The sequence below is a fragment of the Promicromonospora sp. NPDC090134 genome (assembly GCF_044746965.1).
GTDB lineage: Bacteria > Actinomycetota > Actinomycetes > Actinomycetales > Cellulomonadaceae > Promicromonospora.
In genome coordinates, this window is sequence record NZ_JBIVCZ010000001.1 from 943,115 (window position 1) to 963,804 (window position 20,690).

Annotated in this window: 21 protein-coding genes; 17 read left to right on the top strand and 4 right to left on the bottom strand. The window is 70.6% G+C overall.

From position 1 onward, the window contains the following. Positions 1-101 precede the first annotated feature (101 nt). The 10 genes from ACIPN7_RS04060 (at position 102) to ACIPN7_RS04105 (ending at position 11,139) form a co-directional block, all read left to right on the top strand. Complete coding sequence (locus ACIPN7_RS04060; RefSeq protein ID WP_400538218.1) at positions 102-1,178, top strand: LacI family DNA-binding transcriptional regulator; 1,077 nt, start codon at positions 102-104, stop codon at positions 1,176-1,178. 157 nt (positions 1,179-1,335) lie between these two features. After that, positions 1,336-2,688 (top strand): ABC transporter substrate-binding protein, encoded by a 1,353-nt coding sequence (locus ACIPN7_RS04065; RefSeq protein ID WP_400538220.1) that lies wholly within the window; start codon positions 1,336-1,338, stop codon positions 2,686-2,688. Beyond that, the gene (locus ACIPN7_RS04070; RefSeq protein ID WP_400538222.1) at positions 2,685-3,620 is read left to right on the top strand and encodes a carbohydrate ABC transporter permease; all 936 of its coding nucleotides are present in this window, start codon (positions 2,685-2,687) and stop codon (positions 3,618-3,620) included. The genes ACIPN7_RS04065 and ACIPN7_RS04070 overlap by 4 nt, the downstream gene beginning before the upstream one ends. Beyond that, complete coding sequence (locus tag ACIPN7_RS04075) at positions 3,620-4,531, top strand: carbohydrate ABC transporter permease (RefSeq protein WP_400538224.1); 912 nt, start codon at positions 3,620-3,622, stop codon at positions 4,529-4,531. Before ACIPN7_RS04070 ends, ACIPN7_RS04075 begins: the two co-directional genes overlap by 1 nt. A 279-nt stretch (positions 4,532-4,810) precedes the next feature. Further along, on the top strand, positions 4,811-5,986 hold the full coding sequence (chvE, locus tag ACIPN7_RS04080) for a multiple monosaccharide ABC transporter substrate-binding protein (protein WP_400538226.1): 1,176 nt from the start codon (positions 4,811-4,813) through the stop codon (positions 5,984-5,986). 150 nt (positions 5,987-6,136) lie between these two features. Continuing rightward, the gene (gene mmsA / locus ACIPN7_RS04085; RefSeq protein WP_400538228.1) at positions 6,137-7,717 is read left to right on the top strand and encodes a multiple monosaccharide ABC transporter ATP-binding protein; all 1,581 of its coding nucleotides are present in this window, start codon (positions 6,137-6,139) and stop codon (positions 7,715-7,717) included. Continuing rightward, entirely contained in the window at positions 7,714-8,895 is a 1,182-nt protein-coding gene (gene mmsB / locus ACIPN7_RS04090) for a multiple monosaccharide ABC transporter permease (RefSeq protein WP_400538230.1), read from the top strand. The genes mmsA and mmsB overlap by 4 nt, the downstream gene beginning before the upstream one ends. Positions 8,896-9,009: 114 nt before the next feature. Further along, positions 9,010-9,636, top strand: coding sequence for a TetR/AcrR family transcriptional regulator (locus tag ACIPN7_RS04095; protein ID WP_400538232.1), 627 nt, complete (start codon positions 9,010-9,012; stop codon positions 9,634-9,636). A 25-nt stretch (positions 9,637-9,661) separates the two neighbouring features. Beyond that, positions 9,662-10,417: an ABC transporter ATP-binding protein gene (locus tag ACIPN7_RS04100; RefSeq protein ID WP_400538234.1), complete on the top strand. Its 756-nt coding sequence runs from the start codon at positions 9,662-9,664 to the stop codon at positions 10,415-10,417. Beyond that, complete coding sequence (locus ACIPN7_RS04105) at positions 10,414-11,139, top strand: ABC transporter permease (protein ID WP_400538237.1); 726 nt, start codon at positions 10,414-10,416, stop codon at positions 11,137-11,139. Before ACIPN7_RS04100 ends, ACIPN7_RS04105 begins: the two co-directional genes overlap by 4 nt. Before the next feature lie 49 nt (positions 11,140-11,188). Here the strand turns inward: ACIPN7_RS04105 and ACIPN7_RS04110 are convergent, their stop codons facing one another. Both ACIPN7_RS04110 and ACIPN7_RS04115 read right to left on the bottom strand, forming a co-directional pair. Beyond that, positions 11,189-12,511: a phytase gene (locus ACIPN7_RS04110; RefSeq protein WP_400538240.1), complete on the bottom strand. Its 1,323-nt coding sequence runs from the start codon at positions 12,509-12,511 to the stop codon at positions 11,189-11,191. A 108-nt stretch (positions 12,512-12,619) separates the two neighbouring features. Then, positions 12,620-13,795 (bottom strand): acetoin utilization protein AcuC, encoded by a 1,176-nt coding sequence (locus ACIPN7_RS04115; RefSeq protein ID WP_400538243.1) that lies wholly within the window; start codon positions 13,793-13,795, stop codon positions 12,620-12,622. A 132-nt stretch (positions 13,796-13,927) separates the two neighbouring features. Here ACIPN7_RS04115 and ACIPN7_RS04120 point away from each other — a divergent pair, with 132 nt between their 5' ends. The 3 genes from ACIPN7_RS04120 to ACIPN7_RS04130 all read left to right on the top strand — a co-directional run bounded on the left by ACIPN7_RS04120 (position 13,928) and on the right by ACIPN7_RS04130 (position 16,400). Next, positions 13,928-15,328, top strand: coding sequence for a TrkH family potassium uptake protein (locus ACIPN7_RS04120; protein ID WP_400538245.1), 1,401 nt, complete (start codon positions 13,928-13,930; stop codon positions 15,326-15,328). 70 nt (positions 15,329-15,398) lie between these two features. Further along, on the top strand, positions 15,399-16,067 hold the full coding sequence (locus tag ACIPN7_RS04125) for a potassium channel family protein (RefSeq protein WP_400538247.1): 669 nt from the start codon (positions 15,399-15,401) through the stop codon (positions 16,065-16,067). 234 nt (positions 16,068-16,301) lie between these two features. After that, entirely contained in the window at positions 16,302-16,400 is a 99-nt protein-coding gene (locus tag ACIPN7_RS04130; protein WP_003792170.1) for a 30S ribosomal protein bS22, read from the top strand. A gap of 74 nt (positions 16,401-16,474) precedes the next feature. Here the strand turns inward: ACIPN7_RS04130 and ACIPN7_RS04135 are convergent, their stop codons facing one another. Further along, positions 16,475-17,269 carry an HAD family hydrolase gene (locus tag ACIPN7_RS04135; RefSeq protein WP_377232475.1) on the bottom strand — a complete coding sequence of 265 codons (795 nt, stop codon included), beginning with the start codon at positions 17,267-17,269 and terminating at the stop codon, positions 16,475-16,477. Between the two features lie 78 nt (positions 17,270-17,347). Here ACIPN7_RS04135 and ACIPN7_RS04140 point away from each other — a divergent pair, with 78 nt between their 5' ends. The 4 genes from ACIPN7_RS04140 (at position 17,348) to ACIPN7_RS04155 (ending at position 20,022) form a co-directional block, all read left to right on the top strand. Next, positions 17,348-18,019 carry a Pr6Pr family membrane protein gene (locus ACIPN7_RS04140; protein WP_400538249.1) on the top strand — a complete coding sequence of 224 codons (672 nt, stop codon included), beginning with the start codon at positions 17,348-17,350 and terminating at the stop codon, positions 18,017-18,019. A 14-nt stretch (positions 18,020-18,033) separates the two neighbouring features. Continuing rightward, positions 18,034-18,282 (top strand): glutaredoxin family protein, encoded by a 249-nt coding sequence (locus ACIPN7_RS04145; protein ID WP_400538251.1) that lies wholly within the window; start codon positions 18,034-18,036, stop codon positions 18,280-18,282. 60 nt (positions 18,283-18,342) lie between these two features. Continuing rightward, positions 18,343-18,990: a redox-sensing transcriptional repressor Rex gene (locus ACIPN7_RS04150; RefSeq protein ID WP_400538253.1), complete on the top strand. Its 648-nt coding sequence runs from the start codon at positions 18,343-18,345 to the stop codon at positions 18,988-18,990. Positions 18,991-19,068: 78 nt separating this feature from the next. Beyond that, a complete protein-coding gene (locus ACIPN7_RS04155) occupies positions 19,069-20,022 on the top strand; it encodes a hypothetical protein (RefSeq protein ID WP_400538255.1) in 954 nt (317 codons plus the stop codon). 99 nt (positions 20,023-20,121) lie between these two features. Here ACIPN7_RS04155 and ACIPN7_RS04160 read toward each other — a convergent pair whose 3' ends face one another. Beyond that, the gene (locus ACIPN7_RS04160; protein WP_400538257.1) at positions 20,122-20,673 is read right to left on the bottom strand and encodes a YceI family protein; all 552 of its coding nucleotides are present in this window, start codon (positions 20,671-20,673) and stop codon (positions 20,122-20,124) included. Positions 20,674-20,690 lie beyond the last annotated feature (17 nt).

The following is a 20,690-nucleotide window of genomic DNA, read 5'->3' on the forward strand; positions in this document are numbered from 1 at the left end:
GGTCGGCGGTTCTACAACGTTGCACACTAGCCGATGGACGACGCGGCAGCGATGCCCGTCCTCTACCCTGTGGACAAACCTGACGAGCGGAGGCAGGCAGCGTGGCCGTGACGATGCACGACGTGGCGCAGCGCGCCGGCGTCTCCATCAAGACCGTGTCGAACGTGGTGAACGGGTACCCGTACATCCGCGCCGCCACCAAGGAACGCGTCGAGGCCGCGATCGAGGAGCTGGGCTACCGCGTCAACATGTCCGCGCGGAACCTCCGCACGCGGCGCACCGGGCTGATCACCCTGGCGGTCCCCGAGCTGTCGCTCCCGTACTTCGCGGAGCTCGCCGACGCCGTCATCTCGGCCGCCGACGCCGCCGGCTGGACCGTGCTCATCGAGCAGACCAGCGCCAGCCGCGAGCGGGAGACCGAGGTGCTCTCGGGCCGGCGCCGGCACCTCACCGACGGGCTGATCTTCTCGCCGCTGGCGCTGGGGCCCGACGACATCGGCCTGTTCTCCGTGGACTTCCCCCTGGTGATCCTCGGCGAGCGCGTGTTCGGGGCGCCCGCCGACCACGTGACGATGAACAACGTGGCCGCGGCCAAGGCGGCGACGCTCCACCTGGCGTCGCTGGGACGGCGTCGGATCGCGGTGATCGGGGCGCACGAGGGGGAGCAGGTCGGGTCGGCAGCGCTCCGGACCGAGGGCTACCGGGAGGGGCTGGCGGAGGCCGGGTTGCCGTTCGACCCGGAGCTGGTCGGCGAGGCGGGCCTCTGGCACCGCTCGACCGGCGCCGAGACGATGAGCCGGATGCTCGACGACGGGGTGGAGATCGACGCCGTCTTCGCCCTCAACGACGCGCTGGCGCTCGGTGCGCTGCACGCCCTGCACGCGCACCGGATCGACGTGCCGGGGCAGGTCGCGCTCATCGGGTTCGACGACGTCGACGACGCGAGGTACTCCGTCCCCGCGCTCTCGTCCGTGGACCCGGGCCGGGACCAGATCGCGCACACCGCGGTGGAGCTGCTGCTGGAGCGCATCGGCGCGTCCGGCGACCCGGCGCCGTTCCGCAGGGTGGTGCCGGACTCCCGGATCGTGGGGCGCGAGTCCACGGGCGAGCAGGGCGACGTGGTGGGCGTCCAGCCGGGCGGCACCGAGCAGGTGGCCGTCGACATGACCTGGGCCTGACGAACCACCGATCACCGCGTCCACCTCTTGCCACGGCGGCATGGTTGCCGGTAGAACGGTGCCCGGCGTTCCTACAACGTTGAAAAGTGACCCCGGTGACGACGCCGGGAGCGACGTGGTCCCTCGACCGCGGAGCACCGAATCAAGGAGGACTCGGATGCGTACTTCAGCCCGACGCCGAGGCGTGGCCGCCGCAGCTGCCGTGGCCGTATCCGCCATCGGCCTCACGGCCTGCTCCGGCGGTGGCGGGAGCGCCGAGGAGGCGACCTGCACCAACGAGATCAAGCAGCCCGACGCCGCCCAGGTGACGGTGTGGGCGTGGTACCCGTCGTTCGAGTCGGTCGTGGACAACTTCAACGAGACCCACACCGACCTGCAGGTCTGCTGGACCAACGCGGGCCAGGGCGCGGACGAGTACAACAAGTTCCAGACCGCCATCGAGGCCGGCACCGGCGCGCCCGACGTGATCATGCTCGAGGCCGAGGTGCTGCCCACCTTCACGATCCTCGAGTCGCTCGTCGACCTGTCCGAGTACGGCGCCGCCGAGCTGGAGGGCGACTACACGCCCGGCTCCTGGTCGGACGTCTCCAACGGCGACGCGGTCTACGCGATCCCCGTGGACGGCGGCCCCATGGGCATGCTCTACCGCGCCGACATCTTCGAGGAGTACGGCGTCGAGGTGCCGACCACCTGGGACGAGTTCGCGACCGCCGCCCAGGACCTGCGCGACGCGGGCTTCGAGGGGCACATCACCGACTTCCCGACCAACGGCAACGCGCTCAACTACGCGCTGTTCGCCCAGAACGGCTGGGAGCCGTTCCAGTACGACGCCGCCAAGCCGACCGAGGTGGGCATCACCGTCGACAGCCCGGAGGCCGAGGAGGTCCTGAGCTACTGGAAGGGCCTGATCGACGACGACCTGGTGGCCACCGAGGATGCCTTCACCACCGACTACAACGCGGCGCTCGTGGACGGCACGTACGCCGTCTACCTCGCGGCCGCGTGGGGCCCCGGCTACCTGCAGGGCCTGTCGGAGGCGGACGCCGACGCCGAGTGGCGCGCGGCCCCGCTGCCGCAGTGGGACCCGGAGAACCCGGTGCAGGTGAACTGGGGTGGCTCGACCTTCGCCGTGACCGCGCAGTCCGAGCAGCCGGAGGCCGCGGCGACCGTGGCCAAGGAGCTGTTCGACACCGACGAGGCGTGGAAGCTCGGCGTCGAGGAGGCGGCCCTGTGGCCGCAGTGGAAGCCGATGCTCGAGTCGGACTGGTTCACGGGCCTCGAGGCGCCGTTCTTCGGCGGGCAGAAGATCAACGAGGAGGTGTTCCTGGACGCGGCCAACGGGTACCAGGGCTTCTCGTTCAGCCCGTTCCAGGTCTACGCCTACGACCAGCAGACCCAGGCCCTGTACGACATGGTGCAGAACGGCACGGACGCCGCGACCGCGCTGGGCACCGTCCAGGACGGGCTGGTGCAGTACGCCACCGAGCAGGGCTTCACGGTCTCCGAATGAGTGCGAGCAAGAGCGCCGTCGCGCCGTCCGCGTCCCGCCCCACCAGCAAGATCGCCAGCCGGCGGCAGCGCTGGGGATACGTCTACGTGGCGCCGTTCGCCGCGGTGTTCGCGGTGTTCCTCGTGCTGCCGCTGGGCTACGCGCTGTGGATGAGCCTGCACAACAAGGGCATCGCCACGGCCGGGCGCAGCGTGTTCGTGGGCGCCGACAACTACGTCAAGGCGTTCACGGACCCGGTGTTCCTGGAGGGTCTGTGGCGGGTGCTCCGGTTCGTGCTGGTCATGGTGCCGGTGCAGATCGTGGTCGCGCTCGTGGCGGCGCTCCTGCTGGACACGCTCGCCACGCGGCTCAGCCGGGCCACGCGCCTGCTGATCTTCGTGCCGTACGCGATCCCCGCGGTGATCGGCGCGCTCATGTGGGGCTTCCTGTACAGCCCCCGGTTCGGCCCGGCGCAGGACGTGTTCGGCCTGGTGGGCCTGACGGCGCCGAACTTCCTCAGCTCCGCCAACATCTTCGGGTCGCTGGTCAACATCGTGACCTGGCAGTGGGTGGGCTACTACATGATCATCATCTACGCCGCCCTGCGGTCGATCGACCCGTCGGTCTACGAGGCCGCGGTGCTCGACGGCGCGGACGGCCGCCAGATCGCGCTGCGCATCAAGGTGCCGATGATCTCGTCGTCGATGGTGATGATCGTGGTCTTCGCGCTCATCGGCACCCTGCAGTTCTTCACGGAGCCGCAGGTGCTGAGGTCCTCCGCGCAGGGCGCCATCCCGTCCGACTACACCCCGAACATGTACGCGTTCGCCACGGCGTTCAACTACAGCCAGTTCAACTACGCCTCGACGCTGGCGTTCGCGCTCGGCTTCCTCGTGTTCGTGGGCTCGTACGTGTTCCTGTTCCTGACGCGCAAGCAGAGCGGGCTCAAGTGATGGCGACCTCGACCCTTCTTTCCGGAACCCGCGCCGACCGCACGACGCGGGACACGTCGGCCCCCGTGGGCCAGGGCCGCCGCCTGGGCTCGCACGTGGTGCTCGTGCTCCTGGCGATCTATTTCGTGGTCCCGCTGTGGTGGCTCGCCGTGGCGTCCACCAAGACGAACGCGGGCCTGTTCGCCGGGGACGCGCTCTGGTTCGGCCCCGACTTCGCGCTCTGGGACAACATCGCGGGGCTGTTCACGCACCAGGGCGGCATCTACTGGACGTGGTTCCGCAACTCGTTCGTGTACGCGATCGCCGGCGGCGTGGGCGCGACGGCGCTCTCCGTGCTCGCGGGCTACGGTCTCGCCAAGTACCGGTTCCGGGGGCGTTCGGCGTTCTTCGCGCTGCTGCTCGGCTCGGTCATGGTGCCCATGACGGCTCTCGTGATTCCCACGTTCGTGCTGCTGAGCGGCATGGGGCTGCTCAACACGATGTGGGCGGTCATCCTGCCGTCGCTGCTCAGCCCGGTCGGCGTCTACCTCGTGCGGGTCTACGCCCAGGACGCGGTGCCGGAGGAGGTGCTCGACGCCGGGCGGGTCGACGGCGCGGGTGAACTTCGCCTCTTCTTCCAGGTGGTGCTGCCGCTGCTCCGGCCGGCGATCGTGACCGTGCTGCTGCTGACCACGGTCGCGACATGGAACAACTTCTTCCTGCCGCTGGCGGTCCTGCGAGACCCCAACCTGCTGCCGGTGACGGTCGGCATCTACAACTGGCAGGCCCTCTCGAACGCCGGCGCGGGTGGCGAGCAGGTGTGGAACCTGATCGTCACGGGGTCGTTCCTGTCGGTGGTTCCGCTGGTCGCAGCGTTTCTCTCGTTGCAGAGGTACTGGCAGGGCGGGCTGTCGCTCGGCAGCGTCCGATGACGTCGGCCGGCCCGCGCGGCGGGCCGGCCGAGGCTCAGACTTCCTTGACCCGACTCCCGGCCGGTTGACGGTCTCGATGCCGTAACCATTCAAGAAGGCTTCCTTACTTTTCCCGGACCACGGCTACGGTGAACCCCGTCACCGATGGGTCGTGGCGGGGTTCAGCCGACGCGACTTTGACCAATGGGCTTGTGAGCGTTCACAATCTGTTGCGTTCACAAAGTGAAGTCGGCCGGGTTGCAGAGACGTTGCCCGGGCAACACTCGAAGAGGAGAAGTCATGGCAAGGAAGCTGTGGGCAACGCGTGGTCTGGCCGCGCTGGCAACGGGCGCGATGGCCGTCTCGCTCGCCGCGTGTGGCGGTGGCGGTGCCGGCGCCGGTGGTGGCGCGGGTGATGGTGCCGGGGACGGCGAGGCCGGCGGCCTCGTGGGTGTGGCCATGCCCACCCAGACGTACGAGCGCTGGATCGCCGACGGCGACGCCGTGAAGACGGGTCTCGAGGAGGCCGGGTACGACGTCGACCTGCAGTTCGCGGGCGACGACATCCCGACCCAGCAGCAGCAGATCGACGCGATGATCAACAAGGGTGCCGAGGCGCTCATCATCGCCTCGATCGACGGCACCGCGCTGGGCAGCCAGCTCGAGGCCGCCGCCGCCGCGGACATCCCGGTCATCTCCTACGACCGCCTGATCCGCGACTCGGAGAACGTCGACTTCTACGTCACGTTCGACAACTACCAGGTGGGCGTGCAGCAGGGCACCTCGCTGCTGACCGGCCTGGGCATCCTCGACGAGAACGGCGAGGAGGCCGCGGACGCGCCCGAGGGCCCGTTCAACATCGAGCTGTTCGCCGGCTCGCCCGACGACAACAACGCCGGGTTCTTCTTCGACGGCGCGATGTCGGTGCTCCAGCCGTACATCGACGACAAGACGCTCGTGGTGCCCTCGGAGCAGGTCGACTTCGGCAAGGTCGCCATCCAGCGCTGGGAGCAGGAGCGTGCGCAGAAGCGCATGGAGGACCTGCTGACCTCCACGTACACCAAGGGTGACGTGACCGTCGACGGCGTGCTGGCCCCGGCCGACGTCATCTCGCGCGGCATCATCACGGCCCTGGAGAACTCCGGCTACGGCAAGGGCGACCTCGCGATGCCGATCATCACGGGCCAGGACGCCGAGGCGTCGTCCGCCAAGCTGATCGTCGACGGCGCTCAGTACTCGACCATCTTCAAGGACACGCGTCTGCTGGCCGAGCAGGCCGTCACCGCCGCCACGTCCTTCCTCGAGGGCAACGAGCCCGAGGCGAACGACACGGACACCTACGACAACGGCGTGAAGGTCGTGCCGTCGTACCTGCTGCCCACGGTGATCGTCACCAAGGACAACCTGCAGGCCGAGCTGGTCGACTCCGGCTACCTCACCGAGGACGAGGTCGCCTCCGGTCAGGTCGACGAGTAGGTCTGACCTCCTCGCGACACCGGCTCGACACCGCTGACCCGTGTCAGGCCGTCAGGTCACCCAGGTGACCTGACGGCCTGACACGGGGCCGTCGGGCGGGCACGGCCTCGCACCCTCACTATTGGCGACAAGTACGCGACAAGGACTGGCATGGCCGATTCGGCGCCGACCGACATCCTCGAGATGCGCGGCATCACCAAGACATTTCCTGGGGTCAAGGCACTCCAGGACGTCAACCTCACCGTCCGCCGGGGCGAGATCCACGCGATCTGCGGCGAGAACGGGGCGGGCAAGTCCACCCTCATGAAGGTGCTGTCGGGTGTGTACCCGCACGGCACCTACGAGGGCGACATCGTGCTCGACGGCGAGACCGCCGCGTTCGGCACGATCAACGACTCCGAGGCGCGGGGCGTGGTGATCATCCACCAGGAGCTCGCTCTCGTCCCGTACCTGTCGATCGCCGAGAACATCTTTCTCGGGAACGAGCGCCTCCGGGCCGGCGGCGCCATCGACTGGAACAGGACCAACTCCGAGGCCGCCGCCCTGCTCACGCGGGTGGGCCTGAGCGAGTCGCCCACGACGCCCATCTCCGCGCTCGGCGTGGGCAAGCAGCAGCTCGTGGAGATCGCCAAGGCGATCTCGAAGGACGTGAGCCTGCTCATCCTCGACGAGCCGACGGCGGCGCTGAACGACAACGACTCCGAGCACCTGCTCGGCCTGCTCCGGCAGTTCAAGGAGCAGGGCATCACGTCGATCATGATCTCCCACAAGCTGGCCGAGATCGCCGAGATCGCGGACCGCACCACCATCATCCGGGACGGCCGGTCGATCGAGACCTTCGACATGGCCACGGCGGGCGCCTCGTCCGACGAGATCCAGGACCGCATCATCCGCGGCATGGTGGGCCGTGATCTCGACAACCGGTACCCCGACCGCGTGTCCAACCCCGGCGACGAGGTGCTGCGCATCGAGAACTGGACGGTGTACCACCCGACCCAGGTCGGGCGCGTCGTCGTCGAGAACGCGAACCTCAACGTCCGGGCCGGCGAGGTGGTCGGCATCGCCGGCCTCATGGGCGCCGGGCGCACGGAGCTCGCGATGTCGCTGTTCGGCCGCTCCTACGGGCGGGACATCAGCGGCACGGCCTACATCCACGGCCAGCCGGTCGACGTGCACGACGTGCCGGACGCGATCAAGGCGGGCATCGCCTACGTGTCGGAGGACCGCAAGCAGTACGGGCTCAACCTCATCGAGGACATCCGCCGGAACATCTCGGCGGCGAGCCTCGGCAAGCTGGCGAAGAACGGCTTCGTGGACGAGAACGAGGAGCTCAAGGTCGCGGAGGAGTACCGCGCGTCCATGAACATCCGCACCCCCAACGTGCTGGTGGAGGTGGGCAAGCTCTCGGGCGGCAACCAGCAGAAGGTGGTGCTGTCCAAGTGGCTGTACACCGCGCCTGAGGTGCTGATCCTCGACGAGCCCACCCGCGGCATCGACGTCGGCGCCAAGTACGAGATCTACACCATCATCAACGAGCTGGTCGCGGCGGGGAAGGCCGTGCTGGTCATCTCGTCGGAGCTCCCCGAGCTCCTCGGGATCTGCGACCGCATCTACACCCTGGCCTTCGGCCGCATCACCGGCGAGGTCGACGTGCCCTCCGCCACCCAGGAAGGACTCATGGCCCTCATGACGCAGGAGAACACGCAGGACAAGCAGGAGGCGACGGCATGACCGGCATCGCCAACCTCCGGGACCTGCTCACCCGGAACATCCGCACCAGCGGTATCTACATCGCGTTCGTGCTGATCATCGTGCTGTTCTCGGTGCTCACCGACGGACTGCTGCTCAGCTCGCGCAACCTGACCAGCCTCGTGCTGCAGTTCTCGTACATCCTGATCCTCGCCATCGGCATGGTGATCATCATCATCGGCGGGCACATCGACCTGTCGGTGGGGTCGGTCGTCGCGCTGACCGGCGCCGTCGCCGCCGTCGTCGTGATCCGGAACGGCCTGCCCTGGTGGGTCGGCGTGCTGGCCGCCCTCGGCACAGGTCTGCTGGTCGGCGTCTGGCAAGGATTCTGGGTCGCCTATGTGGGCATCCCAGCGTTCATCGTGACGCTGGCAGGCATGCTGCTGTTCCGCGGCCTCACGCTCGAGGTGCTGAACAACGTCTCGCTCTCGCCGTTCCCGGCCGAGTACACGAGCATCGCCACGGGCTTCCTCAACGGCCTGCTCGGCGGCTACGGCTACGACACCTTCACCCTGGTCATCTTCGCGATCGGCGTGCTGGGCTTCGCGTACAACTCCTGGCGCAACCGCCGGGCCCGGGTCGCCTACAACCAGACGGTCGAGGCACCGGTCCTGTTCGTGCTGAAGATCGTGGTGGTCGCCGCCGTCGTCATGTGGTTCGCCTACAACCTCGCCACGTACCGCGGCCTGCCCGCCGTGCTGATCATCCTGGCCGTGCTGGTCCTGGCCTACACGCTGATCACCAAGCACAGCGTGTTCGGCCGCCACGTCTACGCCATCGGCGGCAACCTCGCCGCGGCACAGCTCTCCGGCGTCCGGGTCAAGCGTGTGAACTTCTGGATGTTCGTGAACATGGGCTTCCTCGCCTCGATCGCGGGCATCGTGTTCTCGGCCCGGTCGAGCGCCGCGCAGCCGGCCGCGGGCAACATGTTCGAGCTCGACGCGATCGCGGCGTGCTTCATCGGTGGCGCCGCCGTGACCGGCGGCATCGGCACCGTGACCGGCGCGATGGTCGGTGGTCTGATCATGGCCGTCATGTCGAACGGCATGTCGCTCATGGGCGTCGACCAGTCGACGCAGCAGATCGTCAAGGGCATCGTGCTGCTCCTGGCCGTCGCGTTCGACGTCTGGAACAAGAAGCGGGCGTCGGCCACCCGCTGACCCCCGTCCCGCCGAGGTAGAACCGTGGCGAGGTAGAACCGCAGACTCGTGCTGCGGTTCTACCTCGCCACAGTTCTATCTCGGCGCTCTGCGCCGGTGGGCGAGAATGGCGGGATGGCCCAACCTGATCCCGCGCCCCGGCGGGGCCGCCGTCCTGCCGGGCAGGACGCCCGCGCCGAGATCCTGGCCGCCGCCCGTGACGAGTTCGTCGAGAACGGCTACCAGGCGGCCTCCCTCCGGGCCGTGGCCCGGCGTGCCGGGGTGGACCCGGGCACGGTGCGGCACTGGTTCCCCGACAAGGCGCGCCTGCTGACGGCGACGCTCGGCGTCGCGGGGATCGAGCCGGACAAGGTGGTCGAGCGGGTGTCCGCCGGCCCCGTCGAGTCGCTCGGGGAGCGCCTCGTGGAGGGGGTCATCGGCATCTGGGACTTCGACGGCGGGGACACGGTCCGCGTGGTCATCCCGGCCGTGATGTCTGATCCCGAGCTGCGCGGCCTGCTGCCGCAGTTCATCGGCGCGGCCATCCTGGCGCCCGTCATGCGCGCGCTCGCGGTGCCCGACGCCCCGCTGCGCACCGCGCTCGTCGCCTCGCAGATGTCGGGCGTGCTGCTCACCCGCTACCTGATCCCGGTGGAGCCGCTCGCCGCGCTCGCCCCGGCCGAGGTGGCGCGGCTCGTGGGTCCCACCCTCCAGCGCTACCTCACCGGCACCCTCTCCGCCGCGGAGGGTCTTGCGCGGTAGCCGCCGCAGGAGCACAATTCCTCACATGAGGAAAAACGCGGTCGTCATCCGGGACCTGAGGGTCGTCCGGGGCGGGAGGCCGATCATCGACGGGCTGGAGCTCGACGTGCCCGCGGGATCCGTCGTGGGGCTGCTGGGGCCGTCCGGTTCCGGCAAGACCACGCTCATGCGCACCGTCGTGGGGGTGCAGGACAAGGTCACCGGCACGGTCCAGGTGCTGGACGCCGCGGCGGGCAGCCCCGGCCTGCGCCGCAAGGTCGGCTACATGACGCAGGACGCCAGCGTCTACACCGACCTCACCGTGGCCCAGAACCTGCGGTACTTCGCGGCTCTCGCCGGCGTCCCGTCCCCCGCCAAGGCCGTGGCGGCCGCCGTGGCGACCGTCGACCTCGGCGGCCACGAGAAGCAGCGCGTCGGCACGTTGTCCGGCGGCGAGCGGTCCCGCGTCTCGCTGGCCGCGGCCCTGGTCAGCGACCCCGAGCTGCTCGTGCTGGACGAGCCGACGGTCGGCCTCGACCCCGTGCTGCGGCGCGACCTGTGGACGATGTTCCGGCGGCTCGCCGCCGAGGGGCGCACGCTCCTGGTCTCCAGCCACGTGATGGACGAGGCCACGCAGTGCGACCGCCTGCTGCTGATGCGGGCCGGCGGGCTGGTCGCGGACACCACGCCCGACGAGCTGCTGACCAGCACCGGGGCGCCCGACGCCGAGCGCGCGTTCCTCGCCCTGATCGATGCGGCCGACGCCGCCGCCACCCCGACGCACGAGGAGACCGCGCGATGACCCTCACCCTCGCCACCGCCGGCCGCGTGCTGTCCCAGCTGCGCGGCGACCACCGCACCGTGGCCCTCATCCTGCTGCTGCCGTGCCTGCTGATCGGCCTGATCGCCTGGATGTTCCACGATCAGCCCCAGGTGGTCGACCAGTTCGGCCCCATGCTGGTGGGCCTGTTCCCGCTCATCGTGATGTTCCTGGTCACGAGCGTCGCGACGCTGCGCGAGCGGCAGTCCGGCACGCTGGAGCGGCTCATGACCACGCCCATCCGCAAGGGCGACTTCGTGGCGGGCTACGGTCTCGCGTTCGCGACGCTCGCGCTCGTACAGGCGCTCGTCGTGGTCGGCTTCGCCGTGCTGGTCGGGATGGACGTGGCCGGCCCGCTCTGGCTCGTCGTCGTCGTGGCGCTGCTGGACGCCATCCTCGGCTGCACCCTGGGGCTGGCCGCCTCCGCGCTGGCCCGGAGCGAGTTCCAGGCGGTCCAGATGATGCCCGCGATCCTGTTCCCGCAGCTCATCACCTGCGGTCTCCTCATGCCGCGCGACCAGATGCCCGAGGTTCTGGAGTGGCTGTCCCGGGTCTTTCCCCTCACCTACGCCATCGAGGCGATGACGTCGCTCGCCGCGGGGGACGAGTGGGCCGACATCCGCGGCGCCGTCGGCGTGATCGTGCTGTTCATCGTGGGCGCGGTGGTGCTGGGCATCCTGACGCTCCGCCGCCGGACGGCGTGAGTGCGGCGCGGACCGGCCGGCCGGCAGGCCCGGCCGGTCCGCGCGACCTTCAGCGCAGGTGGAGCGCTTCGGCGACGTCGCCCCAGGGCACGTACGAGAAACCCGTGGCGTCCCGGTCCGGGTCGACGTCGGGCCCGGTCTCGGGCTCGTCGTGCGTGACGAGCAGCCCGGACTCGTACTCGCCGACGGGCGCGTTGGACACCGCCAGGCCGTCGGAGCCGTTGACGTCGTCCACGCCGTCGCCCGCCACGCGGAAGGTGCCGAGCGAGCGGTTGCGGCCGGTCAGGGCGTAGACGCCGTAGGTGTCGTCGCCCTGGCTGGAGACGATCACGTAGCCCGTGCGGCCGGGGCCGTACCAGATGTCGACGCCCTCGGCGTCGGCGGTCAGGTTCGCTCCGCCGTACGACGGCGCGTCCGGGTCCACCGGGGCGCACTCCTCGGTCTCGGGGTCGTAGGCGTCGTGCACGCCGAAGTCCTTGACCTTGTCGACCAGGCGCGGCTCGCCCGAGCCGAGCGGCAGCGGCACGCGCCAGAGGCCCACGTCCTCCTGCGTCGCGTACAGGGTGCCGGTGCGGCGGTCGACCGCCACGCCTTCGAGCTGTGGCTCGACGCCCGGTTCCTCGCACGGCACCCAGGTGGTGCCGTCCGGCAGCCGGAACTCGCCGGGGATCTCCAGGTGCTCGACGTCGGTGTAGCCCACGCCGTCCGGACCGGTCGTGAGGCGCGCCGTCGCGATGGTGGTGCTGCCCTCCTGGGTCACCACGGCGTACGTCCCGCCGCGCCGCGGCTGGTAGACGGCCAGGCCGTACGCGGTCTGGTCCTCGGCGACCGTCTCCCGGTCCGGGCTGAACAGGAACTCCAGCTCTGGCGCGGTGGTCTCGGTGAGCGGCGCCCCGGCGTCCGCCCCCGCGGGGTCGATCGCGAAGAAGCGGATCTGGTCGTTGTACCGGTCCGAGACGACGGCGACGTCGGTCGGCTCGCCGGCCACGTCCAGGTCGTAGGCGATGTCCACGTTGTTGAACCGGCCGGGCACGCCGTCCGCGCGCGGGGCCGGCGTGGCCGCGACCGACTGCAGCTCGGCCGCGGCCACGTCGTAGACCCGGAGCCCGCCCTCCTTGGCCGTCGCGACCACGATCGACCGCTCCGAGTCGTCCGGGTGCACCCAGATCGCCGGGTCGTCGCCGGACGCGTTGCCGCCGGCCTCGTCGTCGTACAGCGGGGGAGTCTCCACCGAGGTGGTGACGGTGGCGGTCCGGTGTCTCCCGCCGCCGCCGTCCGCCCCGTCCGCGACGGCCGACGCGGGTGCCGCGACCGGTGCGAGCAGGGACACGAGCAGCAGGGCGGCCGGCAGGCCGGCGAGGCGACGTCGCATGGACCAGAGGTTCCCGGATCGAGGTGTCGCCGACCTGAACTCCACGCGAACCCTTCGGATGCCGGCTCCGGATCGCCGCCGGAGCAGACGGGTCGCGGCCCGATCCGGTCAGTCCAGCAGAGGGTCCAGACCCCACAGGGGGAAGACCGCGCGGCGGGTGGCCTGGACGGCGCGGTCCACCGGGTCGGCCGGGTCGTAGCCGTCGCGCCAGCTCCGGAACGGCACATCGGCCGTGCCCATCGTGTGGGCGGCCTCCAGGTCCAGGGCCTCGACGGCGGCACGCCACGAGGCAGGCAGCGCGGTCCCCTGCGCGACGGGCGCGTGCGCGGCCTCGGCGACGAGCGCGGTCCAGGCCAGCGGGACGACGTCGGACACCGCGTACCCGCCGCCGCCCAGGGCGAGCCAGCGGCCGTCGGCGTGCTCGTGCGCGAGGGCGTGCGCCCACTGCTGCGCGGTGCACTGCGCGTCCACGGAGACGTTCAGGTTCGAGAGCGGGTCGCGACCGTGGGCGTCGCAGCCGTGCTGCGAGACGATCGCCTGCGGGCGGTGCTCCCGGACCAGCGCGGGCACGACGGCGTCGATCGCCCGCAGCCAGGCAGGCCCCGAGGTGCGCGCCGGGACCGGGATGTTGACGGCGGTCCCCTCGGCGGGGCCGGGCATGCCGACGTCGGCCGAGGCGCCCGTGCCGGGGAAGAGGGTGCGGCCGTCCTCGTGGATCGAGACGGTCAGGACGCGCGGGTCGTCCCAGAAGATCGCCTCGACGCCGTCGCCGTGGTGGGCGTCGAAGTCCAGGTAGGCGACCCGCTCCGCGCCCAGGTCCAGCAGCCGGCGGATCGCCGCGGCCGCGTCGTTGTAGACGCAGAAGCCCGACGCCGCGCCCGGCATCGCGTGGTGCATGCCGCCAGCGACGTTCACGCCGTGCGTGATCTCGCCGCGCCACAGGGCGTCGGCCAGCGTGACGGACCCGCCGAGCTGGCGGGCGGCGGCCTCGTGCATCCCGACGAAGAGCGGGTCGTCGTCGGTGCCCAGGCCGCGCAGCAGGTCGGGTTCCAGCGTGGTCCCGGCGTGCCGGACGGCGGCGACGTACTCGGCGTCGTGCACCGACTCGATCACGGCGTCGGTCGCGGGCTCGGCGTCCACCACCTCGAGCGTGGGCCGGTCGAGCAGGCCGAGAGCCTTGATGAGCCGCATCGTCAGGTCGAGGCGGGCGGGCGACATGGGGTGCCCGGGGCCGAAGTCGTACTCGAGGAGTCGCGGACTCCAGACCAGCCGGGCGAGGTGCACCCGCCCACGGTAACGGACCCGGCCGCCGGCGGGTGCGGTGGCCCAGGATGCAGAGTTTCTGCCCGGCGTGCGCCCTTCGGCGTGGCAGAGTAGGGCGTCGATCGTCGGGATGCAGGGGAGGGAGCAGGTCGGATGGCGCCGAGGTTCCGGCACAGGCTGTTCGGCATCCGCGAGTACGTGGGCGCGCTCGCGTTCCGCGCCCCGGCCCGCCTGGCGGTCACGGTCTTCGCGTGCGTGATCGGGGTCTTCGCGATCCTCCTGCTCCTGCCCTTCGCGACCGCAGACGGCGAGGGCGCGAGCTTCGTGGACGCCCTGTTCACCGCCGTCTCCGCGGTGTGTGTCACGGGCCTCGTGGTGCAGGACACGGCGACCTACTGGTCGTTCTTCGGGCAGGTCGTCATCCTCACCGGCATCAAGGTGGGCGGGTTCGGCATCATGACCGTCGCCTCCATCCTCGGCATGATCGTGTCGCGCAAGATCGGGCTCACGCAGAAGCTGCTGACCGCGTCCGAGACCAAGACGAGCAAGCTGGGCGACGTCGGCTCCCTGGTCCGGGTCATCATCGTCACCGCGACCACGCTCGAGCTGTCCATCGCCGTGCTGCTGTTCCCCCGGTTCTTCGTGCTCGAGGACCACGTGGGCACGGCGGCCTGGCACTCGCTGTTCTACGGCATCTCCGCCTTCAACAACGCGGGCTTCGTCCCCACGGTGGAGGGGCTGATGCCGCACGTGGGCGACTGGACCCTGTTGCTGCCCATCGCTCTCGGCGTGTTCGTCGGGGCGCTCGGGTTCCCCGTCATCCTCAACATCCAGCGGGCCCTGCCCCGCCCCGGTCACCGCTGGCACGGCTGGACCAAGCGACTCTCCCTGCACAGCAAGCTCACCCTCGTGACCAGCGGCGTGCTGCTCGTGGTGGGCGCCCTGATGCTCCTGGCCCTGGAGTGGACCAACCCCGCCACGTTCGGGCCGCTGAGCTTCGGGGACAAGCTGCTGGCCGCGCTCTTCGCCGGCATCATGCCGCGCTCGGGCGGGTTCAGCACCGTGGACATCGGCGCCATGCACGAGTCGAGCTGGCTCATCCAGGACGCCCTGATGTTCGTGGGCGGTGGCTCGGCGTCCACCGCGGGCGGTATCAAGGTGACCACGCTCGCGGTCATGCTGCTGGCCATCATCGCGGAGGCGCGGGGCGACCGGGACATCGAGGCGTTCGGCCGCCGGATCCCGCGCGACGTGCTGCGCCTCTCGATCGCGGTCGTGTTCACGGGTGCGAGCATCGTGCTCATCTCGTGCGTCGCGCTGCTGCAGGTCACGGACCTGAGCCTGTCCCGGGTGCTGTTCGAGGTGCTGTCGGCGTTCGCGACCGTCGGACTGAGCACCGGGATCACCGCGGCCCTGCCCGACGCCGGGAAGTACGTGCTGGCCGCCCTGATGTTCGTGGGGCGTACCGGTGCGGTGACCGTCGTGGCGGTGCTGGCACTGCGGGACCGGCGGAGGATCATCCGTTTCCCCGAGGAACGACCCATCATCGGCTGAGACCGCCGTGTCAGAATCCGAGGTCATTATGGTGACCTGAGCATCTGACAGGCTGGCAGAGAGGAATACCGTGCCGGAGAAGAAGCCCGAGCGGGACGCGGGTGTGCTCGTGATCGGCCTGGGGAGGTTCGGGTCGGCGATCGGCGCCACCCTGGACCGGCTGGGCCAGGACGTGCTCGCCGTCGAGCAGGACCCCGTGCTGGTGGCCCAGTGGTCCGGGCGCCTGCCGCTGGTCGAGGCCGACGCGTCCAACCCGGACGCGCTGGAGCAGCTCGGCGCGAAGGACTTCGGCGTCGCGGTGGTGGGCGTCGGCTCGTCGCTCGAGGCGTCGGTGCTCATCACGGGCAACCTGGTGGACCTCGGCACGCCCCAGATCTGGGCCAAGGCGATCTCCGCCGAGCACGGCCGGATCCTGACCCGCATCGGCGCGCACCACGTCGTCTTCCCGGAGGCGGACGCCGGCTCGCGCGTCGCCCACCTCGTCAGCGGCAAGCTGCTCGACTACATCGAGGTCGAGGACGGCTTCACCATCGTGAAGATGCGCCCGCCCCGCGAGGCGCAGGGCTTCACGCTGGCGCAGTCCAACATCCGCAAGCGGTACGGGATCACCGTGATCGGGGTGAAGTCGCCGGGCGTGGACTTCGTCTACGCGACGCCGGAGACCCGGGTCTCCGCCAACGACCTGCTCGTCTGCTCCGGCCACGCCGACCTGCTGGAGCGGTTCGCGGCGCGGCCCTGAGCGGGTCCCCGGACGGGCCTCGTGGCCGGCCGGGGACGCAGGTCCGGCGCACCTCACACCGCCGTCGATTACGGGGCGCGCGGCAGAGCAGGTAGCCTAGGTAGCGGACTCCTTTTCGTGTTGGTCGGCCATCGTCACTATGGCGTCACTGTCCCGGACCAACCGTGGACCATTTCGCCGCGCGGCCCGTCGTCGGGCCGCCGCCGACCGACCGACCGAACATTGCGAGGACCTATGGGCTCCGTCATCAAGAAGCGCCGCAAGCGCATGGCCAAGAAGAAGCACCGCAAGCTGCTTCGCAAGACGCGCCACCAGCGCCGCAACAAGAAGTGACGCGCGCGCCGTCGGGCGCGTGACGAGCAGGCCCGGCCCCTCGGGGGGCCGGGCCTTCTTCGTGCCTCCGGGGGCTAGTGCCCGCGCAGCCGCCGTCGGGCCGCCCGCAGCACCAGGCCGAGCACCCAGGCCGCCCCGGCCCACGACGCCGTCCGGACCCCGCGCCCGGCCGCGCGCTGCGACCGCCCGCGGAACTCCCGGATGGGCCAGCCGACCTCCTGCGCGTGCCGGCGCAGCCGCAGGTCGGGGTTGATGGGGCAGGGGTGGCCCACGGACCGCATCATCGGCAGGTCGTTGAGCGAGTCGCCGTAGGCGTAGCTCTCGTCGAGGTCGATGGCCTCGGTCTCGGCGAGCGAGACGATGGCGTCGGCCTTGGCCTGGCCGTGCATCAGGTCACCGGTGAGCCGGCCGGTGTAGAACCCGTCCTTGTGCTCGGCCACGGTGCCGAGCCCGCCCGTGGCGCCGAGGCGGCGGGCGATGAGCTGCGCGATCTCCACAGGGGTGGCCGTCACCAGCCACACCTGGTGGCCGGCGGCGATGTGCTCGTCGAGCAGCCGGCGCGTGCCGGGGTAGATCCGCAGCGACAGGACGGCGTCCCACACCTCCTCGCCGAGGGTGGCGATCTCCGCGACGCTGCGGCCCGCGATGAGCGAGAGCGCCCGGTCGCGCACCTGGTCGATCTCCTCGCGGTTCTCGCCCCACAGGAGGTATCGCGCCTGGATCAGGGCGAACCTGAGGATGTCCCGCGTACCGAAGAACTTGCGCTGGTACGCCGACTTGGCCAGGTGAAAGGCGCTCGCACCGCGGATGATCGTGTTGTCGACGTCGAAGAACGCCGCGGTGGCGGACGAGGGGTGCGTCGACGGCATGGAGGTCACTCTATCCGCGTGCCACAGGACGCAAGTCCTCGCCGGGCACCCCGGCGGAAGCGCTGGTAGAACCGGTGGGTGACGCAGAACATCAGGATCCCCGAGGGTGTCGGGCTGGCGCGATTCCTCCATCTTCTGGTCGCCGTGCTGGCTCTCGGGGGCTTCGGGATAGAGCTCGTCGTCGCCCTCACCGGAGGCCCCGGTCTCGCACCGACGCACGCCGAGCGGATCGTCCGGCTCTTCAGCTACTTCACCATCCAGTCGAACCTGCTGATCGGCGGGGTGTCGGTGGCGCTCGCGGTGGACCCGCGCCGGGACGGCCCGGTCTTCCGGGTGCTGCGGCTCGACGCCCTGCTGTGCATCGCGGTGACCGGCATCGTGTACAACACCGTGCTGCGCGGGCTGGTGGAGCTGACGGGCGCCGGGATGGTGTCGAACATGATGCTGCACGTCCTGGCGCCGGTGTTCGCCGTCCTCGCCTGGCTGCAGGTGGGGCCGCGGCCCCGCGTGACGGGGCGGACGGTGTGGTGGTCCGTCGTCTATCCGATCGCCTGGCTGGTCTACACGTTCGTGCGCGGCGCCGTCACGGGCTGGTACCCGTACCCGTTCCTGGACGTGAACGCGCTCGGCTACGCGGGCGCGGTCACCAACTCCGCGATCGTCGCCGTCGTCTTCCTCCTCCTGGCCTGGGGCGTGCGCTGGGCGGACGGGCGGCTGCCGGACACCGACCGTTCGGTGGCCCGCGCGTGACGTAACCTCGGGGCGTGACCACTGCCGCCGAGACCCGGGTCGTTCTCTACACACGCGAGGCGTGCCATCTGTGCGAGGACGCACGTGCCGTCGTCGAGAAGGTATGTGAGAGCGCGGGGACCGCGTGGCGCGAGGTCGACATCGACAGCGCGCCCGCGCTGCGCGACAAGTACGGGGAGTACGTCCCCGTGCTCGAGGTGGACGGGATCCAGCAAGGTTTCTGGCGCGTGGACGGTGCGCGCCTGGCACGCCTCCTGGCATGATCGTCCAGGCAGTGTGTGCGTACGCCCGCGACACAGTGGTCGCGGGGAGGGGAGCAGCACGTGGTCGAACTCAGTGACGGGACAGTTCCAGCAGCAACCGTAGGGAGGCTGCCGTACTACCTGCGCGCCCTGCGCGACCTCGCGGCCGAGGGGGTGGACCTCACCTCCTCGACAGAGCTCGCCGAACGGTCGGGCGTCAGCTCGGCGCAGCTGCGCAAGGACCTCTCGTACCTGGGTTCGTTCGGCACGCGCGGCGTCGGGTACGACGTCGAGTCGCTCGCCTCGTACATCACGGTCGCCCTGGGGCTCGAGACGGAGCACCGGCTGGCGATCGTCGGCATCGGAAACCTCGGGCACGCCCTGGCGAACTACTCGGGGTACGCGACGCGCGGCTTCCAGGTCGTGGCGCTGCTCGACGCGTCGCCCGACGTCGTGGGCACGCGCGTTGCCGGCGTGACCGTGGAGCACGTGCGCGAGGTGGCCGAGGTCATCGATCGCGAGCGGGTCTCCATGGTGGTGCTCGCGCTGCCGGGCCACGGCGCCCAGGACGTGGCCGACTCCGTGGTGGGTTCCGGCGTCCGGGAGATCCTGAACTTCGCGCCGGTGGCGCTCCAGGTGCCGGACGACGTGGTGGTCCGCTCGGTCGACGTCGGCGGCGAGCTGCAGATCCTGGCCTTCCACGCGGCCACGCGGGCCGCGGCGCTCTGACTCGGTACCCTGTGCGTCCTCGGTCGCGCGTCGCGGGCTCGTGACCTGCTGCCGCGCTTCTCGAGAAGGAGGACCTTGGTGACCAGCCCTGAATGGCACCCCGGGATCGAGCGGAGGACGCTCACGGGCGTCCCGGCGGGGCGGTTGTCCGCAGCGGCGAGCTGGCTCCTCTGGTGCGGCATGGCCTGCGCCGTCGTAGGAGCGCTCTTCTGGGCCGCGGACCACACCGTTCTCGCTGCGGTGCTCATCCTGCCGGGCGGTGTGGGTATCTCGACGGCCCGCCTTCTCGACACCCTGGCCGGGACCCGGAAGACCCGGGAGATGGCAGCGGGGTACACGACGCTCGTCGAGGGGCGCGGGCCTGTCGATGCGGAGCACGTCGACGCCCGCTCGGGTCGACTGGTGAGCTTCGCGGGGGAGGACCTGACCGGCGTCGAGCGCCGGGCACGGGTCGCGGCGATCCGCGCGGACACCCGGCTCGGGGCCGAGCGGCCCGACCGTGCCCTGACCGGGGGCGGTGGAGCGCTGACGCCGGTCACGGACGCGGAACTCTTCGCCGGGCGCCCCCGGACCGTCGTCACCCTGCCCTGGACCGTGCGGCAGGGTGTCGTCTGGGGAGTCGCCCTGGTGGCACTTGGCCCACTAGGCCTCTTCGCCTATGCCTGGCTCGACGCCGGGGCCGCGACCCGGTCCGTCGTCGCGCCGGTCACGCTCGGTGCCGTGCTGCTGACGGCAGGCGTGGGAGTGGTCCTGCTGATCGTGTCGGCCCGGCGGGCCGATCGCATCCTCGCGGACGGGGGACCGGGTCCGAGCGCCAGGACCCAGGGCCTGGTGCTGAGCCTCTGGATCGTCCCGCTGGGTATCGCCGCGGTCTTCGGGGCCTGCTTCGTCGTCGCGGTCACGGACGTCGCGGGGCTCGGGCACCTCGTGTCGGCGCGCGGCCTGGACCGGGCAGTGGTGCTGTCGGCGGTCTGGGCCGTTCCGTGGTTCGTGGTTTGGGCAGTCCTGGTGCGCAGGGCCGCGGCCCGCTGACTGGTTCCGGACAAGAGTTCAGCAGGCCCCCGACGACCGGAATCCGTGCGGATGCGGTCGTCCGGAGCCTGCTGAACCAGGATCAGGGACGAGCGGGGCTCAGCCCTTGGCGATCGCGCTGACGTCCAGCGTGATCTTGACCTTGTCGCCCACCAGGAAGCCACCGGTCTCCAGCGTGGCGTTCCACGTGAGGCCGAAGTCCTTGCGGTTGACCTCGAGGTTGGCCTCGAAGCCGGCGCGGTCGTTGCCGAAGGGGTCCTTGGCGGTGCCGGTGAACTCGGTCTCCAGCTCGACACCCTTGGTGATGCCGTTGATCGTGAGGTCGCCCGAGATGATGTAGTCGTCGCCGTCGGCCTTGATGTCGGTCGAGGAGAACGTCCAGGTCGGCTTCTCGTCGGCGTGCCAGAAGTCGGCGCTCTTCAGGTGGCCGTCACGACCGGCGTCGCCGGTGCTCACGGAGGCCGCGTCCAGCTCGGCGGTGACGCTCGACGACTCCAGGTCCTCGCCCACCGTGATGGTGCCCGAGGTGACCGTGATGCTGCCGCGCACCTTCGCGATCCCGGCGTGGCGGACGGAGAAGGAGGCAGCGGTGTGGGAGGGGTCGATGTCGTAGGCGCCGGTGGTGAGACCTGCGGGAAGCGGGGTGGCCATCAGGGGGACTCCTTGTG

Coding starts and splice junctions, on each gene's coding strand:
- ACIPN7_RS04065 (WP_400538220.1), top strand. CDS start 1,336: ATGCGTACTTCAGCCCGACGCCGAGGCGTGGCCGCCGCAGCTGCCGTG.
- ACIPN7_RS04070 (WP_400538222.1), top strand. CDS start 2,685: ATGAGTGCGAGCAAGAGCGCCGTCGCGCCGTCCGCGTCCCGCCCCACC.
- ACIPN7_RS04075 (WP_400538224.1), top strand. CDS start 3,620: ATGGCGACCTCGACCCTTCTTTCCGGAACCCGCGCCGACCGCACGACG.
- chvE (WP_400538226.1), top strand. CDS start 4,811: ATGGCAAGGAAGCTGTGGGCAACGCGTGGTCTGGCCGCGCTGGCAACG.
- mmsA (WP_400538228.1), top strand. CDS start 6,137: ATGGCCGATTCGGCGCCGACCGACATCCTCGAGATGCGCGGCATCACC.
- mmsB (WP_400538230.1), top strand. CDS start 7,714: ATGACCGGCATCGCCAACCTCCGGGACCTGCTCACCCGGAACATCCGC.
- ACIPN7_RS04095 (WP_400538232.1), top strand. CDS start 9,010: ATGGCCCAACCTGATCCCGCGCCCCGGCGGGGCCGCCGTCCTGCCGGG.
- ACIPN7_RS04100 (WP_400538234.1), top strand. CDS start 9,662: ATGAGGAAAAACGCGGTCGTCATCCGGGACCTGAGGGTCGTCCGGGGC.
- ACIPN7_RS04105 (WP_400538237.1), top strand. CDS start 10,414: ATGACCCTCACCCTCGCCACCGCCGGCCGCGTGCTGTCCCAGCTGCGC.
- ACIPN7_RS04110 (WP_400538240.1), bottom strand. CDS start 12,511: ATGCGACGTCGCCTCGCCGGCCTGCCGGCCGCCCTGCTGCTCGTGTCC.
- ACIPN7_RS04120 (WP_400538245.1), top strand. CDS start 13,928: ATGGCGCCGAGGTTCCGGCACAGGCTGTTCGGCATCCGCGAGTACGTG.
- ACIPN7_RS04130 (WP_003792170.1), top strand. CDS start 16,302: ATGGGCTCCGTCATCAAGAAGCGCCGCAAGCGCATGGCCAAGAAGAAG.
- ACIPN7_RS04135 (WP_377232475.1), bottom strand. CDS start 17,269: ATGCCGTCGACGCACCCCTCGTCCGCCACCGCGGCGTTCTTCGACGTC.
- ACIPN7_RS04160 (WP_400538257.1), bottom strand. CDS start 20,673: ATGGCCACCCCGCTTCCCGCAGGTCTCACCACCGGCGCCTACGACATC.